Annotated in this window: 24 protein-coding genes; 9 read left to right on the top strand and 15 right to left on the bottom strand. The window is 41.2% G+C overall.

The genetic code is table 11. The features are described from left to right. Nucleotides 1-196 precede the first annotated feature (196 nt). Together L4D78_RS16705 and L4D78_RS16700 are read left to right on the top strand one after the other, a co-directional pair. Nucleotides 197-688, top strand: coding sequence for a hypothetical protein (locus L4D78_RS16705; protein ID WP_428467989.1), 492 nt, complete (start codon nucleotides 197-199; stop codon nucleotides 686-688). 243 nt (nucleotides 689-931) lie between these two features. Next, nucleotides 932-2149, top strand: a complete 1218-nt coding sequence (locus L4D78_RS16700; protein WP_428467988.1) for a S1 family peptidase — start codon at nucleotides 932-934, stop codon at nucleotides 2147-2149. A 64-nt stretch (nucleotides 2150-2213) separates the two neighbouring features. Here L4D78_RS16700 and L4D78_RS16695 read toward each other — a convergent pair whose 3' ends face one another. Further along, complete coding sequence (locus L4D78_RS16695) at nucleotides 2214-3500, bottom strand: cytosine deaminase (RefSeq protein ID WP_428467987.1); 1287 nt, start codon at nucleotides 3498-3500, stop codon at nucleotides 2214-2216. Nucleotides 3501-3512: 12 nt separating this feature from the next. After that, the gene (codB, locus tag L4D78_RS16690; RefSeq protein WP_428467986.1) at nucleotides 3513-4754 is read right to left on the bottom strand and encodes a cytosine permease; all 1242 of its coding nucleotides are present in this window, start codon (nucleotides 4752-4754) and stop codon (nucleotides 3513-3515) included. A gap of 798 nt (nucleotides 4755-5552) precedes the next feature. On the opposite strand from codB, the gene L4D78_RS16685 reads away from it, so the two are divergent. Then, nucleotides 5553-6221, top strand: a complete 669-nt coding sequence (locus L4D78_RS16685; protein ID WP_428467985.1) for a response regulator transcription factor — start codon at nucleotides 5553-5555, stop codon at nucleotides 6219-6221. Nucleotides 6222-6274: 53 nt separating this feature from the next. Here the strand turns inward: L4D78_RS16685 and L4D78_RS16680 are convergent, their stop codons facing one another. The 3 genes from L4D78_RS16680 to L4D78_RS16670 form a co-directional block, all read right to left on the bottom strand. After that, nucleotides 6275-6538, bottom strand: a complete 264-nt coding sequence (locus L4D78_RS16680) for an Lpp/OprI family alanine-zipper lipoprotein (protein WP_428467984.1) — start codon at nucleotides 6536-6538, stop codon at nucleotides 6275-6277. 175 nt (nucleotides 6539-6713) lie between these two features. Next, nucleotides 6714-7304, bottom strand: coding sequence for an SCO family protein (locus L4D78_RS16675; RefSeq protein WP_428467983.1), 591 nt, complete (start codon nucleotides 7302-7304; stop codon nucleotides 6714-6716). Beyond that, entirely contained in the window at nucleotides 7301-7588 is a 288-nt protein-coding gene (locus L4D78_RS16670; RefSeq protein ID WP_428467982.1) for a hypothetical protein, read from the bottom strand. The genes L4D78_RS16675 and L4D78_RS16670 overlap by 4 nt, the downstream gene beginning before the upstream one ends. 494 nt (nucleotides 7589-8082) lie before the next feature. On the opposite strand from L4D78_RS16670, the gene ansB reads away from it, so the two are divergent. Then, the gene (gene ansB, locus L4D78_RS16665; protein ID WP_428467981.1) at nucleotides 8083-9144 is read left to right on the top strand and encodes an L-asparaginase 2; all 1062 of its coding nucleotides are present in this window, start codon (nucleotides 8083-8085) and stop codon (nucleotides 9142-9144) included. 102 nt (nucleotides 9145-9246) lie between these two features. Here the strand turns inward: ansB and L4D78_RS16660 are convergent, their stop codons facing one another. After that, a complete protein-coding gene (locus tag L4D78_RS16660) occupies nucleotides 9247-10158 on the bottom strand; it encodes a polyprenyl-phosphate transporter (RefSeq protein WP_428467980.1) in 912 nt (303 codons plus the stop codon). Between the two features lie 148 nt (nucleotides 10159-10306). Between L4D78_RS16660 and L4D78_RS16655 the strand changes: the two genes are divergently transcribed. Beyond that, a complete protein-coding gene (locus L4D78_RS16655) occupies nucleotides 10307-10765 on the top strand; it encodes a GtrA family protein (RefSeq protein ID WP_428467979.1) in 459 nt (152 codons plus the stop codon). Here the strand turns inward: L4D78_RS16655 and L4D78_RS16650 are convergent. Next, nucleotides 10716-12014, bottom strand: a complete 1299-nt coding sequence (locus L4D78_RS16650; protein ID WP_428467978.1) for a sensor histidine kinase — start codon at nucleotides 12012-12014, stop codon at nucleotides 10716-10718. The genes L4D78_RS16655 and L4D78_RS16650 overlap by 50 nt on opposite strands. Continuing rightward, entirely contained in the window at nucleotides 12011-12691 is a 681-nt protein-coding gene (locus tag L4D78_RS16645) for a response regulator transcription factor (protein WP_428467977.1), read from the bottom strand. Before L4D78_RS16645 ends, L4D78_RS16650 begins: the two co-directional genes overlap by 4 nt. Nucleotides 12692-12848: 157 nt before the next feature. Between L4D78_RS16645 and L4D78_RS16640 the strand changes: the two genes are divergently transcribed. The 3 genes from L4D78_RS16640 to L4D78_RS16630 all read left to right on the top strand — a co-directional run bounded on the left by L4D78_RS16640 (nucleotide 12849) and on the right by L4D78_RS16630 (nucleotide 15670). Next, nucleotides 12849-13868 carry a glycosyltransferase family 2 protein gene (locus L4D78_RS16640; protein WP_428467976.1) on the top strand — a complete coding sequence of 340 codons (1020 nt, stop codon included), beginning with the start codon at nucleotides 12849-12851 and terminating at the stop codon, nucleotides 13866-13868. Next, nucleotides 13865-15301 (top strand): ArnT family glycosyltransferase, encoded by a 1437-nt coding sequence (locus tag L4D78_RS16635; protein ID WP_428467975.1) that lies wholly within the window; start codon nucleotides 13865-13867, stop codon nucleotides 15299-15301. The genes L4D78_RS16640 and L4D78_RS16635 overlap by 4 nt, the downstream gene beginning before the upstream one ends. Before the next feature lie 117 nt (nucleotides 15302-15418). After that, complete coding sequence (locus L4D78_RS16630) at nucleotides 15419-15670, top strand: hypothetical protein (RefSeq protein ID WP_428467974.1); 252 nt, start codon at nucleotides 15419-15421, stop codon at nucleotides 15668-15670. A gap of 126 nt (nucleotides 15671-15796) precedes the next feature. On the opposite strand, the gene L4D78_RS16625 is transcribed toward L4D78_RS16630, so the two are convergent. The 5 genes from L4D78_RS16625 to L4D78_RS16605 all read right to left on the bottom strand — a co-directional run bounded on the left by L4D78_RS16625 (nucleotide 15797) and on the right by L4D78_RS16605 (nucleotide 22135). Beyond that, nucleotides 15797-16342 (bottom strand): carboxymuconolactone decarboxylase family protein, encoded by a 546-nt coding sequence (locus L4D78_RS16625; RefSeq protein ID WP_428467973.1) that lies wholly within the window; start codon nucleotides 16340-16342, stop codon nucleotides 15797-15799. A 13-nt stretch (nucleotides 16343-16355) separates the two neighbouring features. Next, the gene (locus tag L4D78_RS16620) at nucleotides 16356-18191 is read right to left on the bottom strand and encodes a thiamine pyrophosphate-binding protein (RefSeq protein WP_428467972.1); all 1836 of its coding nucleotides are present in this window, start codon (nucleotides 18189-18191) and stop codon (nucleotides 16356-16358) included. A gap of 8 nt (nucleotides 18192-18199) precedes the next feature. Next, nucleotides 18200-19663 (bottom strand): Dyp-type peroxidase, encoded by a 1464-nt coding sequence (locus L4D78_RS16615; protein WP_428467971.1) that lies wholly within the window; start codon nucleotides 19661-19663, stop codon nucleotides 18200-18202. 82 nt (nucleotides 19664-19745) lie between these two features. Continuing rightward, nucleotides 19746-20339: a carboxymuconolactone decarboxylase family protein gene (locus L4D78_RS16610; protein ID WP_428467970.1), complete on the bottom strand. Its 594-nt coding sequence runs from the start codon at nucleotides 20337-20339 to the stop codon at nucleotides 19746-19748. 5 nt (nucleotides 20340-20344) lie between these two features. Next, nucleotides 20345-22135 carry a flavin monoamine oxidase family protein gene (locus L4D78_RS16605; RefSeq protein ID WP_428467969.1) on the bottom strand — a complete coding sequence of 597 codons (1791 nt, stop codon included), beginning with the start codon at nucleotides 22133-22135 and terminating at the stop codon, nucleotides 20345-20347. A 371-nt stretch (nucleotides 22136-22506) separates the two neighbouring features. Between L4D78_RS16605 and L4D78_RS16600 the strand changes: the two genes are divergently transcribed. After that, the gene (locus L4D78_RS16600; RefSeq protein WP_428467968.1) at nucleotides 22507-22905 is read left to right on the top strand and encodes a VOC family protein; all 399 of its coding nucleotides are present in this window, start codon (nucleotides 22507-22509) and stop codon (nucleotides 22903-22905) included. Between the two features lie 69 nt (nucleotides 22906-22974). Here L4D78_RS16600 and L4D78_RS16595 read toward each other — a convergent pair whose 3' ends face one another. Next, nucleotides 22975-23145 carry a hypothetical protein gene (locus L4D78_RS16595; protein WP_428458546.1) on the bottom strand — a complete coding sequence of 57 codons (171 nt, stop codon included), beginning with the start codon at nucleotides 23143-23145 and terminating at the stop codon, nucleotides 22975-22977. 263 nt (nucleotides 23146-23408) lie between these two features. Beyond that, nucleotides 23409-23720, bottom strand: a complete 312-nt coding sequence (locus tag L4D78_RS16590) for a DUF3081 family protein (RefSeq protein ID WP_428467967.1) — start codon at nucleotides 23718-23720, stop codon at nucleotides 23409-23411. Nucleotides 23721-23780: the final 60 nt, after the last annotated feature.

Below are 23780 nucleotides of genomic sequence, written 5' to 3'. Positions count from 1 at the left end.
ATTATTATGACAGCAAATAAATAGAAGGGAAGGAATCACGGTTAAGATCACAGGAAATTGCAAAATAAAGGGTAAAAAACGAACGGGTGAATTAACCAATGTTAAAAATGTGACTTTTTGGTGTGGGTGTTGCGTTGTTTTGTGGCTAAACTGTAAGTGTTTGACTCCAAAGTAATGGTTATTAATAGGGACGGTTATGAAAAAAGGAATTATTTTACTGACAGCGCTAGCTCTTATGGGATGCGATGAAGATGATGTAACAAATACACTGACAGGTAAGGTAGAAGTATTTGCTGTAGTCAGCGCTGAAGTTGAAAGTGTCGATGGATACAGAAGTGTTGAAGATCTTGAAAATGACTATGGTATAACTTTGCCCGATGACTTTCCGGGAGGCACTGAAACAGCTCTCGACAGTAAATTAAATGCTTTGGGTGTTAGTTTCGATGATACCAGCTGTGGTGTTATAGATACCTCTGGTGATGTGTGTTTCAGTGATGGTGGAGACAGTGTCTGTGTTCCAGATGAAATAGAAAATATCGGCCTGAAACTCTATACGATAAGTATGGGGGATGTTGACGATGCTTATAAAAATGGTTTTTACCCGAAACTTGCAGCTGAATTACTTGGCGATGCATACTCTGATTTTAATATTGATGAAGATGTAAGTTGTTCGACGATAGGTTTATAGTTGAGTTTAAATTTATAGTTACAGCTTTCTACTAGAGTCGAAGAAARGCCACGTTATATGGCTTTTCTTTTTTTTATGTTTCTACTCAAATATTTCCCCTGCCTCTCAGGCTTTATTGCAATAATAAGTTCTTTCACCCCATATCGACATCTAACTCGCAAGTTAGATGTAATCTTTAATTTGAAATTTGATGTATTGGTAGAGTAGCCGTTTAACGAATTTGACTAAACGGAATTAGTTACCATGAGGATACCATTATTATCTTTAGCGCTGGTGGCTGCTATATCAACACCTATTGCCAATGCTGCTGATGTTACGGGCTATGTCGTTGGAGGCACACCTGTTGACCCCGAAGATGCCCAAAGCTGGATGGCTTCCCTGCGTTTTACACCCAATGATACTGCACATCTATGTGGCGGTAGTGTTATTAATAAAAACTGGGTGCTGACAGCAGCACACTGCGTAGTTCATCAACTTGATGGGGATAGTTTTTCGGTGTTACCGCCTAGTATGCTGAGCGTCATGGTGGGTACAACAAGCAGCACTATTGAAGATCCTGCGGCACTCTATGCCATTTCGCATGTTGTTGTTCACCCCGATTATACCCCAAACCCTGTAGTAAAAATTACAACTGCGGCTGATGGCTCCGTAACCCAAGATGTTATTGCGACGGCGTTGGATAGTGATTTGGCACTTTTACGAGTGGGTCGTAGTTTTCCACAATCAAGCATTACACCCATCGCACTTTCAACCGCTGAAATTGCTTCTTCAATTGAAACACGCCTTAATCGTGAGTGGTCTGAAAATAGTCGGCCAAAGAATACAAAAGTATCAGGCTGGGGATCAACCAGCTCTGACGGTTCAGGTATTGCAGAAGCCTTGATGGAAGCCGAGTTGTCATTCCTTCCAATGACAGAGTGTTTTGAGCGATTGGAGTCAGGTAATCAACAACACTATATTTTAGATAGCCCACTAAACCGAACTAAAATCTGTGCTTTGCCACCTGAAATCTTATTTGATGCAGACGGTAGCCCTCAAGGGTTCGGCCCTGATTCTTGTAAAGGTGATAGTGGAGGCCCGTTGCGGGCACAAGATGCCAGTGGTGTTTGGCGGCAAATCGGCATCGTTAGTGGTGGTCCTGTCGGCTCCCCGGTATGTGGCTCGATATCTCGCCCAGGGTTTTATACTCGAGTTGGTACATATTTCGATTGGATAGAATCAACGGTGAGTTCGACTCCCAAGCATCCTGTCACAAACCCTGACTTTATTGATAACGGTTTGTACGGAGACGCAAAAGAGGATGCTGTTAACTCTGAAGATTGCATTGATGGCGTAAGTGGTATTAGCCCAACCAACTGTAGTCTTCAGTCAGGCGGAGGAGTTGTGGCATGGGTAGTCTGTTTACCGTTACTACTTATGGCTTTCGTTCGTAGAAGGCATAAAAAAGCCTGCTTATTATAAATTAAAAATAAGCAGGCTCACTGTTAGAGGGAAACTTAGGTCTCCCTTCTTATTAACTTAACAACTAACGACGAAAAGTGACGTCTTCTTTACCGTTATCAAGTTCGATTTGCGTTACTGCTGGCTGTGTTTGGGCAATGATGTTGCCTTGACGTACAGAGTAACGTACGGGTACTTGGCGTCGTACTGCATCAAATCCATTCTCGGCAGGCAAAATAATCAAGTTACCAGGCTTACCAGCTTCAATGCCATAACGGCTCTGAATGTTCAGTGTATGTGCTGAATTAGTGCTGATCAGATCAAGCGAATCATTGATTTGGTCATAACCCATAACTTGGCAAACATGTAACCCCATATGAAGAACTTGCATCATGTTCGCCGTACCTAATGGGTACCAAGGGTCAAACACATCATCATGGCCAAAACAAACATTAATATCAGATGCCAACATCTCTTTAACGCGAGTTACACCACGGCGTTTAGGGTAATCATCAAAACGGCCCTGCAGGTGGATGTTTACCAGCGGGTTAGCAACAAAGCTAATACCAGACATTTTCAGCAAACGGAAAAGACGTGAAGCATAAGCACCGTTGTAAGAGTGCATTGCAGTCGTGTGACTCGCCGTTACCTTGTCACCCATATCAAATTTATGAGCAAGCGCAGCAAGGGTTTCAACAAAGCGCGATTGTTCATCATCAATTTCGTCACAGTGCACATCGATAAGGCGATCATACTTACGCGCTAATTCGAAAACGTAGTGCAGCGATTCTACGCCGTACTCTCTTGTAAACTCAAAGTGTGGAATCGCACCAATAACATCAGCACCTAGTTGAACAGCTTCTTCAAGTAGCTCTTTACCGTTAGGGTAAGAAAGAATACCTTCTTGTGGAAATGCAACAATTTGGATATCTACCCATTGTTTCATTTCTTCTTTTACTTCAAGCATTGCTTTTAAAGCAATAAGGGTAGGGTCTGAAACATCAACGTGCGTACGAACGTGTTGTACACCATTGGCAATTTGCCATTTCAGTGTTTGTTTAGCACGAGATTTTACATCTTCAACCGACAGCAGTGATTTTCGTTCAGCCCAGCGCTCAATACCCTCAAATAGGGTTCCGGAAATATTCCAGCTTGGCTCGCCTGCTGTTTGCGTTGTATCAAGGTGGATATGAGGTTCGCAAAATGGTGCGATAGCCATACCACCTTCGCCATCAATTATAGTCGCAGTGTGATTGATCGTTTCATCCATGGTTGAAACTGTTTTAAACAGTCCATCCTCAATGAGGATTTGATGCAGGCCGTCCTTGCCGCGAAGAGTAACATTTTGGATGAGCATGTTTGAGGTATGCATCGTGAAAAATCCTTATGCGTTTGAAGGCGATGTCTTGGCTGCGCCGTTTAATAATGGATTAAGAATAAGGTAGCTGATTGCACCACCCATGACTGCATTAAGAGGAACCACACCTGGTAAGAAGTGACCTGCCGCAACACCGATGGCTACACCAATGATGGCTGCCCAATTAACCGATTTGAATTCTGCGTTTGCAAAATCTTTATAACGATGACGGTTTTTAAAGAAATCTGCAATGATGATGCCGCCAATTGGTGGAATTGCTGCCGAAAGGAAGGTTAACCAACCAACAAAGTTGTTGTATAGCCAAAGTGCGCAAAGTGTACCAATGAGGCCATTTACCATAGAAAGGTATTTGCTCGAAAGGCCCGTCACGTTTGAGAAACCCAAACCTGATGCATAAAGCGCATTATCGTTGGTTGTCCAAATGTTCAAACCCAAAACGATAATGGCAGGGATAAGTAACCCTTGTGCAATCATAACTTCAGAAATATCGGATTGACCTGTTGCGGCTGCGCCAGCTGCACCGAAAATAAACATGAGTGAATTACCAATGAAGAATGCGATCATTGTGACTGCCACTGCGCCCATTGGCTTTTTACCAAACCGGACGAAGTCGGCAGTTAGTGTGCCTGCTGAAACAAAAGAGCCGACAACAAGCGCTAGTGCTGTTGAAAATTCAATTGGGTTTTCTGGAGTGATGGCTTTAAGGCCATCAATACCGCCAACGCTGCTGACAGCTTCAGTTACCGAATAACCACCGAGAAGCGCAATTGCTGGAACAGCAATTGCTGAAAGTACCATGAGAGCTGAAATACCAAAATAAACGGTAGCCGTCATCAGCAAGCCAGAAACAATAATTAGAATGTTGGTATCAATGCCTGTCGCTTTGTGAACTGGAATTGCAAACATGGCAACACCCACGCCGAACCAACCGACTTGTGTACCACCAAGAAGCGTAGAGGGAAGCCAAGAGCCTTTAGAACCAAAAGAGAAACGAGCAAGAAGGTGAGTAGAGAGGCCAGTAGAAGAGCCGATGTAACCAAGAAGGGAAGTATAAATGCCGAGAATGAGATTACCAATAAGAACTGCGAGTATGAAATCATCATAGGAGAGTCCTGTTCCTAATGTTCCACCTGTCCACATACTGGCAGAAAAAAAGGTTAACCCTAACATCACCATGGTTAGGGACAACACGCCTTTACGTGCCGATTGCGGCACTGCGCCAAGACTGTAGTTATTATCACCAGCCATTTATACACCTCAAGCTACATCATTATAATAGTAAGTTACGCTGCCGTTATATGGGCAAACGGCGCGTATTCTATTGGATTTATTGTTGGTGTCAATTGATTGTTTGGCTTGTGAGGTTTTTTTCTTTTTATTTTATTTTAAGRTATTGATTTAAAAGTATTATATTTTTTGTATTTTGATGGGATTATTCGTATAAAATCGATTTCATAAGTTGGGATTGTGCTATAATTACAAGCTTTTTAACTACTTTTACGTAAGCCCGTCTTTTATATATGTCGATGTTTTATTTACTGCTTTGCATATAAAAAGCAAACGGTTGTCTTTTTTTGTCAGGGTTTCCTGACTTGAATATGGGGGGATGAATACTTTTCATGAGATTAAAGTTGCATTTTTTCCTGTTTGGGTGGTTTTATTGTTCGAGTTCCTATATTTAAAGCCTTTACTTGTCACTTTTAATGGTGGTTGGTGGGTTTTATTTTGGGTTGATGTTTTTTTGCACAGTAAGGGTGTCTACCTTCCTTGTGGATAACTTGGTTATCCACAAAAGCTGTGAGTAACTCTGTGGGAAATGATGGCGGGCTAATATTCATGCTGGCTACAGTAAAGTCAATAGTTTGAGCGATGAAAAAGGGTGTAAATTCACTGTGGTTGACCTAGTTCAATTTTGTCTAAATACAAGAAATTAATGCACAATTCGGACTCAGTTTATTGTTACTAGCGATATTTTACTTGAACAAATGTTAAGAAGAATTGATAATCCATTTAGATTGAGAATGGTTATTATTTATGGATCGGCGAGTGTCTAAAATATTGGTTATTGATGATGATGTAATGCTCTGTGAGCTACTAGAAGAAGTGCTAGTTGAAGAGGGGTATGAGGTTCATTGTGCACACTGTGGTGAGTCGGGTCTAAAATATATACAAGAAAATGCCACCGATCTTGTATTACTTGATGTTATGTTGCCTAACTTGGATGGAATGCAAGTCGCTAGACGTATTTGCCAACGATTCGCGACACCAATTCTAATGTTAACGGCATTAGCCGATGAATCTTCAATGTTAGATGGGTTACAAGCAGGCGCTGATCATTATGTAGCAAAACCTTTTCGAGTTCCTGAACTATTAGCTCGTATCACCTCGATACTTAGAAGGGTCGGTTTAGAACGTCAGCGGTTAGGCACACACCGAGCTACTTCAGTTGTTACCGAGCAACTACAACGGTTACCCTTAACAGGTACAGAGTCAGAGTTACTTGATTATTTAATTACCCATAACGGTATTGTTGTATCGAAAGCGGAATTACAAAAAAAAGTTTTAAAAAAAGACCTAAGCCCATTTGATCGTAATTTAGATATGCATATTAGTAATATTCGACGGAAAATGGTGCAGTCAGGTTTATCAAAGCAACATATCAAAACAGTAAGAGGTCGAGGATATAGTTTTTTAGAAGCTGTTGGGTCGATATAAAAAAGTGACGCTATTCGCGTCACTTTTATTGTAGCTTTGCTAACTTTAAATAGTTACTTACTATAAGAGCTAGCGATGTTGTCAATACGCTGGTTGGCACGCATCGCTTCTTGGTATGCTGCATCAGATGCGGCGCGTGAATCATTAACTGCGCCAGCCATTTGATCTTGCTGACTTTGTAAAGCACCTACCTGATCAGAGAGCATATCGACTTTGTTAGTGAGTTGCTGCATTTGATCAACTTCGTCTGAGCTTGAACAACCAATTAACGTTGCACTCAGAATAATACCGGTAAGGATTGATAATGAACGGTTCATTTTTCTTTATTCTCCTTTGTTTGCCACTACAGACCGAGTGTTAAAATTTTCAATCGGCAGAATTAGTATGGCATAAGTTGTGCAAATTGCTGCTTGAACACCAGTTTTCTTTAAAAAATCTCCTCTCAAAAATGAGAAAAATGGTAATAACAGCCTATTTATAAGCGCTACAACCTTATGAGTTCTCCACTTTTAGTATTTGGTTAATAGCTTCAACTAAAATATTTGGGTTAAGTGTGTGCTGAACTTTATCAACCAAAGTACCATCAGGAGTAAGGAAGTAGAAATAAGAACTATGGTCGACGGCATATTCTAGCGCAGAGTCTTCGAGTTCTGTTCTCATATAGAGCACACCATATTTTTCGGCTAATGCTTTTGTTTGATCTGAGGTACCTGTCATACCGACAATGCTTTTATGAAAATATTTTGCGTATTGTTCACTTTTTTCAGGCGTATCACGTTCAGGGTCAAGCGTAATAAAAATAGGCCATAGTTGCTCAAGTTGATTATTTTCGAGTTGCTGAAGCGCTGCAGATAATACGGCCAGTGAAGTAGGGCAGACATCCGGGCAGTGTGTATAACCAAAATAGATGACTCTGATTCTTGAATCTTCTTGTGAATATAGGTCAACAGCCTCTTTACCACTTTCAAGAATGTTCAGTGGGTATTGGGGGGCTGATACTGTATCGTTACGCTTTTCAACAACGAGACTGGTAATAAGGCCAGCGGCCAGTGCCATTGCAAGAATTATCCATTGATATTTCACTTTATCATCCTTATTGAAATATTTATCGGTGTCGACTGATCATCTAAGGTATTACTACTTATCGTACCTTGCCATGTCATCTCGTTGCTGGTACAAAAAGGCAGCATCAACTCACCTTTATATTGATGGGCTTGAGAGCTTTGCGTCAATACTAGTTTATACACGCCCATCATCATTTCCTCCCCTTCTAAAGATAATAATAATTCATTAGTATTTTCTGGGAGCTCAGGCCAATTTACCGTTATCTCGGCGGTACGCATTGGTCGGATAACATCTTCGCTCAAGATTACAGAAGCTCCCTTCTGTTCACAGGCAAGGGTGCTAAGTTCACAAAAGTCCCCCTTAGAAAGTAGTGAAGACTCTACTTTATTCTCATAAAGTAGAAATGCACTGATGACTACGGCAGAAAGGGTTGAATATCCGATGGCCTTATTTTTTGATATGACTGACAAAACTTGGGTCTACCTTTGAGCTTTTTACTAACTTTATCATTCTCTTAGTTATGCCTCGGGTTTTTGCTCCTATTTTTGTGATTAAGCTACGAGTTAATCACATTGGCGCCATGTAGCACATTGTTAATATTGTAATTAAATGGTAGTGATTTGGCTGCTTATGATTGTTTCCAGTTAAATTATTTATTGAGTTTCAGGTTTATGGCTAATAGGTCACACTTTGTAATGACAGAATAGTGATCTATACCTCGAAAGTGTTACCTGCTAATAGCGATACTTCTGCTCGGTCATTGAAATATAATATAAATAACTATCAGGTAATAATAATGAAGAATAATCTTATAACTATTGGTTTGTTCGTAGCAGGGGTTTCTTTTAGCGGTTTAAGCATGGCTGCTGACTTACCAAATATAAAAATTCTTGCAACAGGCGGTACCATTGCTGGCTCTGGTCAGTCGGCGACAGACTCTAGCTATACATCAGGTAAGGTTGGTGTAGATTCCTTGATTTATGCCGTACCTGAAATGACAAAGGTTGCTGACATAAGTGGTGAGCAAGTTGTAAGTATCGGCTCGCAAGATATGAATGATGACGTTTGGTTAACGTTATCGAAGCGCGTTAATGAATTGCTTGCCAAAGACGATGTTGATGGTGTGGTTATAACACATGGTACTGATACTATGGAAGAAACCGCATATTTTCTTGATTTAACAGTTAATAGCGATAAGCCTGTCGTACTTGTTGGCGCGATGCGTCCATCAACGGCGATGAGTGCTGATGGACCTATGAACCTTTATAACGCCGTAGTGACAGCTGCCGATGAAGATTCAGCAGGCCGTGGAGTCCTTGTTGCTATGAATGACACTGTCTTTGGTGCGAGAGATGTAACAAAAACAAGTACAACAGCGGTAAATACATTCCAAGCACCAAATGTAGGCCCTGTTGGTTATATCCATAATAGTGATGTAAATTTCCAGAAAAGCGCCACACGTAAGCAGGCCGTTGAGTCAACATTTGATGTATCAGAGTTAGAACAACTACCAAAAGTCGGCATTGTTTATAATTACTCAAATGCATCTGAACTTCCGGTTAAAGCGTTTGTAAATGCTGAATATGATGGCATTGTGAGTGCGGGAGTTGGCAATGGTAACATGTTCCATACAGTTTTCGATGAACTTGCTAAAGCAAGTGAAGATGGTGTGATGGTTGTCCGAAGTGCACGTACTCCAACAGGTTCAACAACTTTGGATGCCGAAGTTGATGATGATAAGTACGGTTTTGTTGCATCAGGTAGCTTGAATCCACAAAAAGCGCGTATTTTATTGATGCTTTCACTGACACAAACGCAAGACTATAAAGAAGTACAGAAGTTGTTTCAATATAACTAATTGATGCACATACTACGGCATTCCAACGAAAGTTGTACTTTGTCATAGTAATAAAAAAACCGCCTAATTTTTAAAAAAAGTAGGCGGTTTTTTAATGATCAGTTACTTATCGGCGACTTTTTCTAGTCCCCAAACGATCACTATACCAAAACACATTGCAATAACGGCATAGCCAAGAAGTGCAGGCTGACCTGTAACTTGTTCAAAGTTTATCGGTGATAGGTTTTGTTCGATTAGCGGTATCTGTTCACCACTTGAATTTATACGCCATGTTAGTGTCTCTTTCCATGGCCATATTTTACTTAAAGTACCGATCATTAGCCCCGTAAGAAAGGTTAATGCAATGTCACGGTAATTTCTTAGTACCCATGAAAGTACATGAGAGAATGTCAGTAAACCCACTAAGCAACCTGTAGCAAAAAGGCCTAGCGTGATGATATCGAATGATTTTGCCGCAGACAAAATAGGGCCATACATGCCCAGTAGTAGCAAAATGAAGCTGCCTGAAATACCCGGTAAGATCATGGCACAAATAGCAATTGAGCCAGCAAGCATGATGTTGAGATAAGTTGGATCAAGGGTTAGAGGGTGTAAAACCGTAATACCATAGGCAAAAGCCGCTCCAGCGATAATGGCTATTCCTCGTGTTATCTTCCAGTTTTCAACTTGTTTAAACATATGAATAACGGATATAACAATCAAACCAAAGAAGAATGACCATAACGGAATAGGATGGGTGTGAAGCATCCATGTTATCACTCTGGCGAAGGTAAAAATGCTAGTAAGAATACCGGCAAACAGCAGGACTAGAAATGTACCATTAATATGATTAAATGCAGCTTTATAACCATCTTTACGCCAAATGCCAATTAGACTTGGATTCACCCTGCGAATGCTTTCAAGTAATGTATCGTAAATACCCGTTATAAAGGCGATAGTGCCGCCCGAAACACCAGGAACGACATCGGCTGCTCCCATTGCCATCCCTTTCAGGAAAGTAAAAACTTTGCTCATGCTTTTCCATTGTCAGTAATTAAAAATATAAACGCGCTCATTATACTCGCTTGATGTGAAAAAAAAGTACTTTCTGATATTTATCTACAGATGCTCGTTATTGACTTGACATTTTTTCTACCTGTTAACATCTAAAATGGTATTTGGTATGAAATTACGAGTTATAAGATTGAAGTATCAACACTTTTTAAAATTTGCACTAGTTGGTGGTTGTGGTTTTCTGATTGATGCGACAGCAGTATTTTATTTGTCTGCAGTAATGACATTTGAAGCCGCAAGGGGGATTGCATTTTGGGTAGCTGCTTCATCGAATTGGTGGCTAAATCGCAGCTTTACCTTTAAACATGCCTCACCTTGTCAACCGTTTGAACAGTGGTCACGCTTCTTGTTTTCTTCTGTTATTGGGTTTGTACCAAATTATGGAATTTATTATCTATTAATATCGACAATAAACCCGAAATGGATTAGCGCTTATTTGAGCATAGGGCCACAATGGGAAGTATTGTGGCCCTATGTGGCGATGGTGCCAGGGGTGTTATGCGGTATGTTAGTGAATTTTACGTTGTCTGAACGCTGGGTTTTTCAGCTGGGTGCAGTGAAATCATAGCAGTGCAGCCACCAAATTCATTTGTATGATGGCTTAGGCTCCAGTGATATTTTCTGCATATATCACTGGCGATTAGCAAACCTAAGCCAAAACCTTCAACGCCACGAGGCTTAGAGCCAAGACCAATCCCAGTATCAATGACTTCGATGGCTTTATTCGATACTTGAATGATCACTTGTCCTTGCTCCGTACAGGCAAAGGCATTTTTTATCAGATTACCAATTAGAATTTTAAATGTGTTTTCAGGGGCTTTGATAAAAGTAGCTTCATTAATTACCACATTCCACACTACATCTTTTCCTTTTAGTAACGAGGAGTGTGCAGCGACAATGGTTTCTAATTCACTGAGCTCTATTTGTCGCGGGGTTAGATTGTGGGTGTTTTCTTCACGCGTTAGTGAAAGTAACGTTGTGACGAAATCGTTCATCTCATTGCTTGATTGCAGTAGGCGTTGGCGTTGTTTCTCTACAAATGCAGGTTCATTTGATTGCCCGAGTAATGATATTGCCCCTTTAATAACCATTAGCGGTGTGCGAAGTTCATGGCTTGCATAACGGTTAAATGAACGCTCACGGTCGAGTAATTCTTGAATACGTTCGGCATATAAGTTGAAGCTATCCACTAACTGTACGAGTTCTTTTGACACAATGCCGCTCGGTAGTGCAATAGGGGATAGATCTGTCGGTGAACGATTATCGAGATCATTTGCCAGTTGTGCTAGAGGGTGAGTAAGACGGTCTGAAATGCGTAATACAACTACGAAGCTAATTAATATTAGGATGAGAGATATTACGAGCTGTTTTACTTCATTATCGAAAACCTGCTCTTCACTTAGCTCGTAGAGATCATCAAAATAAACGAAATAGACGTCTTCGCTTTTTCCTCTTATCTCCAGATTACTTTTCATAATAAAGTAATCTGTTGAGTCTTTTTCGGTGTTATAGAATTCCACTGCTTCATCGTTTTGTAACGAATTGGGTATCGAAATAGTGTCAGGAATATTTTCAATGCCAAGGTAGGCGTGACTGAAGGGCGGGATAGCCATATCCGTTAAATCATTATTTTCAAAGAGTGATGGGGCTATGCCTTTAGTATGGGTTAACCGATTATTGGCATTAATCTGTTCGAAATCTTCAAGGGTCGATTCAAGCAATGACACGTGAATAGTGATGATTGAAAAAGCGACAATAGCAAAATAGGTAAAGGTTAGCTGTTTTGCACTCTTTACTTTTAGAAGCCTTTTTTTCACTGTTCCTCCTCACCGATTAATTGGTAGCCGACCTTCGGAACGGTTTTAATATAGCCATGTTTAAACGGCTTATCAATTTGGTATCTAAGCTGATATATATGGCTGCGTAGTACATTGCCTTCCGGTTCATCTTCTCCCCACAATGCGGAAATAAGTTCTTCTTTTGTTACCACTTTAGGGGCTCGAAGCATGAGCAGTTTTAATATTGTAAAAAGGGTTGGATTAAGAGAAAAACTACAACCATTTCGTTCAACAATATGCTGACTTAGGTCGAGGTTTAACTCTTCAAACTGGAGGCTATCTACAGCTGTAACACCACAGTGACGACGAGTAAGCGCCTTTATTCTTGCTTCAAGTATTTCAAGGTCAAAAGGCTTTACAAGGTAATCGTCTGCACCTTGGTCGAAGCCCTTAAGTGTGTCTTCTCGAGTATCGCGTGCAGTTAGCATTAGTATGGGTGTATCGACACCTTGTTCGCGTAACTTTTTGCAAACAATGTAGCCATCAAGTTTTGGCAGCATAATATCAAGAATGATCAAATCATAATGATTATTACTGCCTAGCTCCAGCCCGTGCTGTCCATTACTGGCATAGTCGAGGGTGTACCCTTTTAATTCAAAAAAGTCGAAAATAACGCCAGCAATATCTTGATGATCTTCAACCAATAACAGTTTCATGATGGTACCTACCAGAGAGAGGTGTAGTAAAAGCTAATACTCAAGTGACCTCACTATAATGACACAGTTTAACGTGAAAAAAATGTCAATGACCTTTTTATGACACCAGCAGGAATAGCATAGATCTCAAGCACTTTAATTATGTTCGAGGTTTAGCATGTCATCTATTACTTTATTGTCCCAACATAGAGATCGACAATCTAGCGGATATCGAGATACGCCACTAATTTCTGTTATCGTCCCGATGTATAACGAAAAAGCGGTATTAGAGATTTGTCATGAGCGTTTATGTCGTGCTTTGGATAAATTGGCACAGCCTTGTGAAATTGTTTATGTCGATGACGGAAGCAGTGATAACTCTTGGTCAATGGTACAGCAATTTTCTAGTTCATTTCACCAGATTAGAAGCCTTCGATTAAGTCGAAATTTTGGTAAAGAAGCAGCAATGAGCGCAGGGTTGCAAGTCGCAACAGGTGATGCTGTCATCTTACTAGATGCTGATCTGCAAGACCCACCCGAGCTGATTCCTGAAATGGTCATACAATGGAAAGCTGGCTTTGATGTTGTTGATATGAAAAGAAAGCAACGTCACGGAGAAAGTTGGTTTAAACGTATTACTGCATCGCTTTTTTACAAGGTGATAAATCAACTAAGTGAAATGCCTATTCCTGAAAATGTGGGTGACTTTAGGTTAATAGATCGCCGTGTTGTAAATGAAATAATTAAATTGCCTGAGCGTACGCGGTTTATGAAAGGTTTATTGGCGTGGCCAGGCTTTCGCCGAACAACATTACTTTTTGATCGCGACCCTCGTATTGCAGGTGAAACAAAATGGAATTACACCAAACTATGTCACCTTGCGTTTGAAGGTATTACATCGTTTAGTACTCGCCCATTAAGGCTAGCAACAGGCGCTGGGTTACTTACCTCATTGTCTGCTTTAGTGCTTGCCGTCGTAGTTTTCATGAAAACATTAATATGGGGCGATCCGGTTGCTGGTTACCCTTCAACTATTTTGGTGATGCTTCTATTAGGGGGAATGCAACTGTTATCTATCGGACTGATGGGGGAATACGTAGGTCGGCTATTTATAGAGGCAAAGCAACGCCCACTTTTTGTCGTAATGGAAGATAACCTAAAAGCAGAACAAAAAATGAATGAGGAAGTACAAGCGTGAATAAGAATAAACAAGCGTTAACGCTGACGCAATACGCCATGATTCTGGTTTTCGGTTCGATTATCGTACGACTGATTACCCTAGGGCTATATCCATTGATGGATACGACAGAAGCTCGGTATGGTGAAATGGCAAGGCTTATGTTTGAAACGGGGGATTGGATCACTCCGATGTTTGATTACAATGTCCCTTTTTGGGGCAAGCCGCCGTTATTTACATGGCTTAGTGCTGCTGGTTTTGAGCTTTTGGGCGTGAATGAATTTGCAGCCCGTCTGCCACATTTGCTTGTTGGCTGCATCGTTTTAGCGCTGACTTGGGTTTTAGCAGCCAAAGAGCGAACCAAGCAAGAAGCTTGGTTGGCAACGGCTATTGTTGCGTCGACGACAGCATTCATTGTCATATCCGGTGCAGTAATGACAGATACAGCGCTGACACTTGGCGTAACCCTTAGCATGGTTAGTTTCTGGCTAAGTTGGCAGAAAAAATCTGCTATTTGGGGCTACTTATTCTTTGTTGGTTTATCGATAGGTATGCTTGCAAAAGGCCCTTTAACCTTGGTTTTAGTCGGAATTAGTTTAGTCGCTTGGTTATCACAAGAGCAGCGTTGGAAACGTACATTAACCTGTTTGCCATGGAAAGGTGGAATTGCGCTATTTATTGCTATTAGCCTACCGTGGTACTTACTTGCTGAATGGAAGACTCCAGGCTTCTTAAATTACTTTATCATCGGTGAACACATTAAACGCTTTGTTGTAAGCGGGTGGGAAGGTGATTTATATGGAAGTGCGCACGACGAAGTGCGTGGCATGATCTGGATTTTTTGGTTCTTAGCTGCTTTGCCGTGGGCACCTGTACTTATGTATCAGGTTGGCCGTTTCTTCAAAAAGGGGGAAGAGGGAATTCAGACAAGTGGTGGTTACATGGGATATCTATGGTGCTGGATGCTTTCACCTATGATCTTGTTTACCATGGCGGGGAATATCCTACCTAGTTATGTAATGCCAGGACTGCCTGCGCTTGGGCTTTTGATTGCAGGTTATCATTCCCAGCATCGTTTGCCTGAAAAGGTATTCAAAATTGGCTTAATTACACCTGTGCTTCTTTTCATTGTTGCCTTGCTACTGCAATTCAACCTTACAGGAAAAGAAGCTGAAAAGGGTCTGCTGGCCGAATGGCAACAGCAAGTTGAAAAAGAAAACAGTGAACTTGTTTATATTCAAAAAAGACCTTTTTCCGCGCAATTCTATTCAGAAGGTGAAGCTGAATTTAATGCGATGCCTTTGGCTGAAGTGTTGAAAAATCAAACTAAAACAACATTTTATGTAATAGAGAAAAGTAGGCTGCCAAAAGGTTTTTTGTGGGATAAAAATCGCTGTGAGCTTCGAGCTGAATCAAAGCGTCGACAATTGGTTTTATGCCAAAATAGCGGCTAAACAATTTTGTGACCTTCGTTTGTGGTTGATTTTTGAACTGTGACACGCCGAACAAAGACCATTTGAAAACTATGTGAATATGGCTGCATAAAATTTATTAATAATTGGAGCATCGCCATGTATAGGGAGCTACTAGGTATACCGCAAGAGCACAAGTTTATTCGAACTGACATGAAGTGGGATATAGGAAAGAAGATCGATATTGATACCTTTTGGTACGATGAAAAAGATACGGCAGGCAATATTATTGCTAAATATATCGTGAAAGTGACAAAGTTTATCTATCCTCCGAAAAAATCAGCAATAAGCTTTCAAAAGTTTACGCCTGATAGTTTATCGGTATTATCGAGTGGTGAACTTGCACATTAGCTGGCTGCTTCTGAAAAACAGTCCCTTTATATAATTAAAAACAGGGTGTGATTGCTCACACCCTGCTTTTAATTAGCTCCTGCTTTAATTGCCCCCTGTTTTAATTGGAGGGCGCTGCATTTTATTTTAGAAAGGTGGTGTGCCACCTTCAGGCAGCGGCACATCAAATGAAAATACAACGGTCGATATCATGCGATACATCCCGCAAGCCATCACTAAATCGAGCAAGCCTTTTACTCCAATTTCATCAATCATTGCCTCTTGTGTTTTTGTTGAGAGGCTACGCTGGTGGACCACATCTTCTGCAATTTGCCAAGTATAGAGATAAGCTGGCTTCATCTTTGCCGTTGCAATGTCTCCCGAAAGCACTTGTTCAATAACATCTTGTGGTAAACCGGCTCGCTCTGCTGGTGCTAGGTGTTTTTCCCAAACGAACGGTGCACCGAGTGCGCGTGCTGTAGCTAAAATGCCAAGCTCTCGAATGTCGCCAGACAATTCACTTTCATAGCGAACATATGTACCAAGCTGCCCTATATGTTGTGCAAGTAAAGGGTGATTCATTAATGTTCTATACATGCCGGATAAGCCATCTCTGGGACCGAGTAAGGTATCGTAAATGTCTTTACCTTGTTGATCGAGATCTTCCCGCTCTATGAGTGGTAACGCTGCCATAATATCGTCCTGTTTAAGATTGATCTTCTGCCCAATTAGGATGTTCGTTTTCTGCCCGCCAAGGGTTAATTGGTGTCGGGAAATGCGGATCACAACGTGCGTCTATTACAAAAGGTCCCTTAGCTGAAAAAGCGCGATCAAACGCCGCTGCAAGATCATCTGGGTTTTCTACAACAACACCATCACCGCCAAGTGACTTGGAAAAATCAGCCCAGTTATGCGTATTTAATGAGGTTAATTCTTTGGCGATTGGTGTTTTTGCACGTAAATAGACATTTCCTAAGGCGCTGTTATTAACGACGAGAACAATAAGAGGAATGTTATTACGAGCGGCCGATTGAATTTCAATACCATTCATTAACATGCAGCCGTCACCTGTGACAATAACGCATGCTTTTTCAGGTTCAGCGACTTTCGCGCCGATACCAGCGGGGATAGCCCAACCCATAGGCGCCAGTGCGGTCGCAGTGAGGTACTCGCGAGGAGCGTTACTTTGCCAGTAATGGCCTGCAAATGCCCGATGTGCTCCAGAATCCCCGATAATAATTGTATGCTGAGGTGCAATGTTTTGTAGTTCACTAATTACACGAGCGGGGTGCATGGGAATGGCGGGGCTATGGCGATTTTCTTCATCATAGTATCTTGGCTTTACTGAAATGCTATTGAGCCATTTTTGCCTTATGTTATTTGTTTCTAAAATAGGGAGGAGCTGTTCGGCTTGCTCGTCAGCCATTAGCCATTCAAGCAAGGTTCGAATATCGCTATTTATTGCGACATCAATTGGGTAGTTCTTGGAAAAAGTAGAAATGTTTACATCAGCTTGGTAAATGCCATTTTCTGGTTTTAAGTGTTCGTCCCAGCGCATGGTATTTCGTTGATTCAAACTTGAACCAAGCACGATTAATAGGTGGTTGTCTTCTACGCCGTAATTAGGGCAACTAGGGTTTGTTTGATCACCATTCAGTAGTGCGAGTGTTGAATGGTTGGTACCAGCATACCCAAATACCCCAAGAGAAAGTGGGTGAGTTTCGGGGAAAGCACCTTTAGCCTTTAAGGTTGTTGCAACTGGAATATGGTATTTTTCAGCGAAATTAATTAATGCTTCACTGGCTTCAGATCGAACAGTCCCACTTCCAACCAGTATTGATACGTTGGCTTTGTTTGATTGGCAGGTTTGGCGAAGCCCTTCGATGAGTTGTTGAGCGGCATGAATATCAATGGCTCTTGGGCTGATATTTTCGCATTGAATACACTTATGCAAACCTGGAGTAACGTTGATTTCTTCAGTTTGAATTTGTTTTGGAAAACTCAGGCTAACAGGGCGTTGATCGCGACCAAGCATTTTTCGAAATGCCGTGTCTAGCATATGGGGAACCATATTAGACTTCGGTATTTCTAGTGCTAACTCAGTAACCTGGCTAAGAAATCCGATATCATTGAGTCCTGCTGCGCTGGCATCTTGGAATCCACCTCGGCCATCCCACGCTGTAGGAACTTCACCAGCAAGTGCCAGCACTGGAGAGCTATCAGCATAAGCTGCAGCTAAAGGGCCCACCATATTAGCGATACCGGGGCCGCCAATCCCCATGCAGACACCAAACTTGCCACTTGCCCTGGCATACCCGTCAGCCATGTAGGCTGCGCCAGCTTCATTTGCTGCAACAATTGCCTTTATATCGTCTTCGTCAGTTCCAAATTGATCGAGAAAAGGGTCTACGACACCACCAGGTACCATAAATACATGTTTAACACCTTGCGTGCCAATTGCATCAAGCACATATCGCGCGGTGGTAGTGGTATTAACGGTTGTGTCGGTAGCAGTTAAGGTACTTTTTGTTTCTTCATTCATACAATAACCTATTCACTTAATTCATTAGAGAGTGAGCGTAAAAAGCTAAGGCTAGGCATGAAGAAATATTCACCACCTAAGTTTTTGACAAAACCAGAGAAGCTAAAGTCTACTTGTTCTGCATTTGGGTTCCCCCAACTGGTAGACCATTTTTGTGCCATAGGCTCTGAACCGGGTTTAACTTGGCCAACGAGTGGATCCGTTCCGGTTGCTTGGCGTACAAAGCCTTCGTTGTTACACCATGTGTTTTGCATGAAGATAAACTGATCAACAATATCGGCTTGTAAGCTAATAAAGAGTAAACCTGCATCAGTCCACTCACTCGTTGGCTCTAAATTTGTCGAGCCAAAACTGATGCCACGTCTAACGATACGTCGGCTCCGCTCAATCGTAGGTGGGGAGTTAAATTGTCTTACGGTATCGCCACGAGGATTGGTTTTGCGGGTATGTGAGTGAAATGGACAACGCAACCCATCAGAATCATCATCGTAATTGAAATTATTAAAGAGGTTTGTCCAACCATCTTTACCTTGTTCTGAGATGGGGGTGCCATCCTTAAAGCGACCTACACAAAGCGCACCGGCATACTCGGCATCAACTTTTTCAGAGCTCGTCTCGGAGAGAGTATTGGCAAGGATATCAAGACGCTCCCAAAATCCTTTGATGTTTTGTTGAAGCTTACGGTAGACAACATAAGTACCATAACCATTTTCATCACCACCAGGGTCGCGAACCATTACTGTATTTAACGGGGCGCTTGGGTCATTTTTGGAATAACCACCATTTTTAAATTCTTCATTGAGTTCTGAAAATAAAAACTTCGGGTTACTTACTCCATCGACAAAACCAAAATGCTCAATAACTTGTTTTTTTTCATTACGCATGACGTGACCTTTCTGCACAAAAATGATTTGTGCTGTGCCTGCCATTGACTGCTCAAGTTTTTTGACTTCTTGCTCAAGCTTTAACTCGGCTTGTTCATCGTTTAATCCACCAAGAGCAAGCAAAACCATTCCATCAACATCTTCCCGAAACCCTGTTTCCCACTGGCTTACGTCATCGTTAAGCGGGTTTGCTGTCGGGTTATGGTCACCTCTAGGTAAAGTATCAAAAGGCGTGCTTAAGTCTTTCATTCCAGAGCGGAACGCTTTGTCTGATGGCCATTCATTTTCATCAATACCGAGTTGATTGTAACCGTTACAACTGAGCATAAAATTCATGAAGAGGTGTATAACCCCATTTTCTTTGAAGCTGATCTGCTGTTTATTTTGCTCAAGTGTGGATGTTACTTGTTCTGCTTGTTTTGAGACCCACTTGCGGTTGGCCTCTTTATCGCCTGTGAAAGAGAAAAAAACATGGCGTGAATGGTCTCTTCCATGACCTTTTAAGATATTGCCCTGTAGTTGCGAAAAGGCTTGCTGAAAATTAGGGTCATTAACTTCTATATTCGTTTGATTTAAATTTGCAGACATTGTTCATCTCCTGCTATCCGTGAGTAGATGTCGATGAGGGGCTTAGGCCGTACCCTCTACGGCCTATCGTTTTTGATATGTGTTACTTAGTTTCAGTTGCAGCATCTGAAGCCACTGCTGGTTCTGGAAGGTGCGGTTTACCTTCTGGCGCAGAGAGGGCAAAAGCATTTAATTGGCAAGCAACCATGCAGTAATACCCTGTTAAAGAGGTGATTTCTGTCAGCTCTTGGGTACTAAACTCTTGCTCAAGCGCTTGGTAGGTGCTGTCAGTAATACGTTTGTTATTAACTAGCTCTCTAACAAATCGAATAATTTTCGCTTCGATTGGGCTAACTTCAGGCTCACTCGATAATTCTTGGCGATACTTGATTACATCGACAACCTGAGGTGATATCCCTGCTTCTAGGGCGAAACCTTCGTGGAAAGCCCATTCAAATTGGCAATAGTTTTCACTTAGTGTTGTTAATATTACTAGCTCTTTTACGGTTTGATTCAAGATAGAATCGAACCGAAGGTAGCCACCTAAATCAGCGGTTAATTTTGCTACTGGTGGGCTATTTAGCAATAGCGCAAAAACACCAATCACATTACCGCGACTTTCATTGATATGCTCGAAAACCTCAGCAGCTGAATCATCGAGTCCGTTATTTTGGTCTAAGTAAGGTATACGCGTCATGATGATTACCCTTGGTTAAGTTTTGGAAGTGGGTTTTCATTAACAACGAGGGCGGCATTAACCGCAGACTCAATGGCACCTTCTATCCATGCGTGTTTTAAAGATGCATGCTCACCAGCAAAGTGCAGGATAGATTTCCCTGTTTCATTACTTGGCCACTCAGAACTGATAATAGATTCATGTAGAAGCTCTAACTGGCCGGGATAGAAAATTGCTGCTTCACCAAATGCATATGGGTTATTCATCCAGCTAATGGTAGCGGCACCAACAATGTTTTCTTGTGTATGCTCATATTTTTCAGGGTTGAAAACACATAAATCACGGATTTTTTGCTGTGCTTTTTTGCGTGTTTCATAATCATCGTTGGGGGTATGCTTGGCATGCGTTATGGCGACGTTTTCGAGTGCATAGCAAAAACGCTCGTATTCTGACATTGAGTCCCATTTCCGGGCATCATCTGCCCAAGAATAGCTAGCAAGCATAACGCCACCTTTGCCAGAACCCATTCTCTCACTTGGGTAGTACATGAAACGGTTAGGTAGATCTGTAATAGAGCCACCGCCGTATATTTCGTTCTCGGTTTCCCAAAAACGTTCACGGAACTCTAACAGTACTTTTGTTGCAGCATCATAATGCAACTCTCTAATTGCTTTACGTTTTGACTGGCTCATTTCAGGCCAGACATGCACCATACGGAAGCTTGAAAAAGGAATAGTGACGATGGCTTCATCCCAGCTTTTTGAGCTAAGTAGTTGGGCAATAGCATGGTCACGGTCGCTATGATCACGATTTTCAGACGAAACCTTCGTATTCACTTTCACTTTACCGGTTTCTTTACACTTATAGATATCAACCAGCGTTTGATTTAAGAAGGTAATATCTTCAAGCCCCTCTTTCTCGTAATAGGCTTGGGTAAACTTGTCAGTGCCGCCTTTGATTAACCAAAATGGTGTTTCGGGAGAGATAATGGCGAGTTCAATGAAGCTTTGAATGAAAGAATAAGACATGCGTGACTCAAGGTTCTCTAGCACACCAATCATTTCAATCGCATTTTCTGATAAATCTGGATTTTGCTCTTTTAAAAAGCGGCGCATGGAGTATTCGCCATACTTTTCGATAATTTTTGGCCAAACCGTTTTAGGGTCTTCGTTTACTTGGCGACGAAGCTCCCCAATAGCTTCTTCAAGTAGATCACTTGCTTTTTTGTTTTCGTTATTTGATAGATTGTAATTAAGTAGGCTGTTTACATCATTGGTATCTTCGTAGTCTTTACGAGAAACATGTTTGTGGTTTACGTGTAGGAAGTTTCTTCCTGTTGCCTCTAAAGCCTCTATATTGACATTACCATCCTCATCTATATTTGGTGAGTTAATGAGAGATGATGTTGCATCTTCTTTAGACACGGTTTTATTGAGGAAAAGTTGTTTTTCAACCCCGGTATAGTCGATGAGGTACTGAACAAGTTTGTGCATGTCAGGTATGCGCATTGCACCCGCTTCACCGGTTAGATTGTCATCTTCAAAATAGCGCTTTTTATCACTATTTCGGAAGGTTTTAATACGACCACCAACACGACTGTCTGCCTCAATAATGGTGACGGTATGCCCTGATTTTCTTAGCAGCGCGGCTGAAACCATGCCAGCAATTCCACAACCCACAATTAAGATGTTCTTCTTTTCACTATTATTGGTTGGTAGACCAAACTCTAAATAAGAGCGATAAGCTTGGTTGATCTCATCTTTCTCGTATGGGAGTAATCCATGCAATTTGTCGTCAAGGGTGGGGACAGTAGACATATTCATTCCTTGTAATTTTAATGGCTCTTCAAGCGGTTTATCTACAACGCTGCCTTTCAAGTTATATATGGCAGTCAGACATCCCAGTCATGTTTGTGAATTTAGAAGATATTGACAGTAGGGCAAGGTGTGTGCGTCAGATTGCACATTAATTCCACAATTAACGCAGCATGGATTCCAAAAAATCAGGTGAATAATGAAACAAACTCAAAGATAATTGATTTTGCCTCCAGAACTTTTATTTCTAAATATTATTCTTGGTGTGATTGGCATCAAAGAATGTGCAAGGGATGTTATGTGTCTTGTTGAATACGAAGTGTGACAGGAGTAAAATACTGAATTGAAATAATAAAATGGAGTTTGATTTAGTTATGATACCTTTAGATTCGACGCTGCGTGTTGTCAGACCGACAGATAATTTAAATCAAATTGCGGTAATGTATAGTCAAGCACTTGGCTTTGAAATGCTGAAACAATTTAAAGATCATGAAGGCTTTGATGGTGTTGTATTAGGACACCAAAAGCATTCTTACCACCTCGAGTTTATTCATCAGATTGGTACGGTAGCTGGTAAGGCGCCATCCACAGATCACCTACTTGTTTTTTATATTGACTGCAGTCAGATGTGGGAACGAACATGCCGTAATATGATTGATGCGGGATTTAGTGTCGTCGACTCAAATAATCCTTACTGGGAAAATGTCGGTAAGACGTTCGAAGATATTGATGGATATCGTGTCGTTTTACAAAATCGAGATTGGGATTTATAAAAAGACAAACCTGAAGATACGAAGCTCAAGGATATCTTGAGCTTTTTATGTCATATAAACAGGGGGGGGCTAATGCTGTTTATCAGCCATGCTTTGATAAGCAGATTTAAACATTAAAGCAAAGCCATCTTGAGTGAGATCTTTTGCAGACATTTCTGCTGCGTTAAGACGACGATAACACTCGTCAAGGGCCTCAATGACTATATCAATCTCATTTGATCTTAATTCTTGTGCCATCATGTGGTTGACTTCCTGATATAGGTATTTTCAGTTGAACTGTACTATAAATTTTATGAATGAATCCTGAACGCGAGTTTTTGTTATCTTTGTTCATCATATACAGAGTAAGTAAGTTTTATTGGGGAAATGTCAGGCCGATGTAAAAGGTAAGAAACATCGTTCTTACTTGATTCTCTGCCGGCGTAGAGCCGGCAGGTTCTGAGGGAAATAGGCATCATTAAATTATTTGGCGGTTTATAAAGTTTTCAATTATCCGCACAGATTTAGTATTTTTTATCTAGCTCTTGTAACTTATGAATAAAAGCTTGAATTTGCTGTTCATTATTATTATGAAATTCAGTTGTTGTTTGATTAATAACGGTGTCTGGGTCTTCATTCATGGTGTGGAAGTGATAGGTGTTGTGGAAATTAATGTCGAGGCTGACAGTATCATCAGATAAGCTGACGCTATAACCATCGTGGTTCTCTATACACCTGATATCTTCTAGCTGGTTACCCATGTCAATGGTTTGGCCTTGTGTTTTCACCTTTTCATAGACATTGAGTAATGTACGGACATCAACACTATTTTTCATAGTGACCTCCATTAGTATCTAACGTGTTGTTATACCAATGCTTTGATTAAATGTAATATC

The sequence above is a fragment of the Photobacterium minamisatsumaniensis genome, from assembly GCF_050336695.1.
GTDB classification, from domain to species: Bacteria; Pseudomonadota; Gammaproteobacteria; order Enterobacterales; family Vibrionaceae; genus Photobacterium; species Photobacterium minamisatsumaniensis.
Note: the sequence above shows the minus strand (reverse complement) of the source record. Positions and strands in the feature narration are given on the sequence as shown.